Raw genomic sequence first — 1573 nt, 5'->3', positions numbered from 1 at the left:
CAAGCAGCACAAATGGGGAAAATACATCCAGCACTGACAGATGCCTGGACAAATCCAGAGATGCTCGTGCAGTGGTGGGGTCCTGAAGGCATGATCACACCAGAATGCGAAATGGATGTACGCGCAGGTGGCAAATGGAAAACCACCATGACGTCCACCAAAGAAGGCGGAGCTTATAAGGTTTCGGGCATTTACAAGGTTCTGGATCGTCCTAACCGCCTTTGCTTCACATGGGGCTGGATAAATGATGGCGTCCGCGGTCACGAGACAGACGTTGAGGTCACCTTCGAGCCGATCAAGGATGGCACCCGGATGACCATGTTACAAAAAGTATTCGCCGATCCAGAGCAGACCAAAAACCACGGCTGGAGCAGCAGCTTCAACGATCTGCAACACTTCGTCGAAAGCTAAGACGCTCTCCCCTCCTAAAAAGCGCCCATTCACGATCCGATATCGTGGGTGGGTGCAGCTAGTTAACCTTCACAATTCATCCCACTAAAACTAAATCACAGCTTTAACAAAGTATCTTTCATGTTGATATGCCTGTTAGAAAACCCAGCTCAGAGTTAATCAACACATCGAATAAGACGACCGCATCACCAACTTTTCTTTGCAAAGTAAGAGGTGGTTCCGTTTATTTGGACAGGTGAGCGTCTTTTATAAGTGGATCCGCTCCGATTACGCAGCAGCTTGAGTTATGTGCTGCGGGTGGGTGCAGTAAGCCTGATCCGGGGTGTTCCGTTCAAGCGATGAATGTGGGCGCTTCTGGTTATAAAAGGTGATGTACTGCTTAATGGATTTTCTGGCCTCTGGCACACTGGCGTAGGCCTTGAGGTAGACTTCCTCATACTTGATGGTGCGCCAGAACCGTTCGATAAAAACATTGTCGCGCCAGGCTCCCTTGCCATCCATGGAGATCTTGATCTCCTCCCGTTTGAGTACATCGGTGAAGTCTCTGCTGGTGAACTGAGACCCCTGATCAGAGTTGAAAATCTCCGGCTTGCCGTATTTGGAAAGTGCCTCTTCCAGAGCTTCGATGCAGAAGGCCGCCTCCATGGTGATCGATAACCGCCAGCTCAGAACGTTGCGTGAATACCAGTCAATGATAGCGACCAGGTAAGTGAAGCCCTTTGCCATGGGAATATAGGAAATGTCGATGGCCCAGACCTGATTGGGCCTTAAAACCTTCACATCACGCAGCAGATACGGGTAGATTTTATGTTCTGGCGCTGGTTTGGACGTATTGGGTCGTCGGTAGATTGCCTCAATACCCATCCTCTTCATCAAGGATCTCACTCTACGTCGGCCGATATCAAAGCCTTCTGCCTTCAATAACTGCTGCAGCATGCGGCTGCCCGCAAACGGATACTCTAGATGCAACTCGTCCAGTCGGCGCATGAGGCTCAACGTTTCCGGCGAGACCGGGCGGGGCCGTTAGTAAACACTGCTTCTTGATATACTCAGGGCTTTGGCCTGACGACTGATTGAGAGCTCATGGGGCCGGTCAATCATCTTTTGGCGCTCAGTAATCCCGCTTTGGTGAGCGCTCCTTCCAAAAAATCGTTTTCCAAAA

At 50.4% G+C, this 1573-nt stretch carries 1 protein-coding gene and 1 pseudogene; one reads left to right on the top strand and one right to left on the bottom strand.

Features of this window, described 5'->3' with window-relative positions:
- Positions 1-12: 12 nt before the first annotated feature.
- Positions 13-411, top strand: a complete 399-nt coding sequence (locus PsWM33_RS18445) for an SRPBCC family protein (protein ID WP_063296627.1) — start codon at positions 13-15, stop codon at positions 409-411.
- 267 nt (positions 412-678) lie between these two features.
- Here the strand turns inward: PsWM33_RS18445 and PsWM33_RS18440 are convergent.
- Positions 679-1573 (bottom strand): annotated as a pseudogene (locus PsWM33_RS18440) (IS3 family transposase); the annotation flags it as partial.

Source organism: Pseudovibrio sp. WM33 (genome assembly GCF_001623165.1).
In the GTDB taxonomy this organism is placed as follows: Bacteria; Pseudomonadota; Alphaproteobacteria; order Rhizobiales; family Stappiaceae; genus Pseudovibrio.
This window is presented reverse-complemented; position numbering and strand designations above follow the sequence as displayed.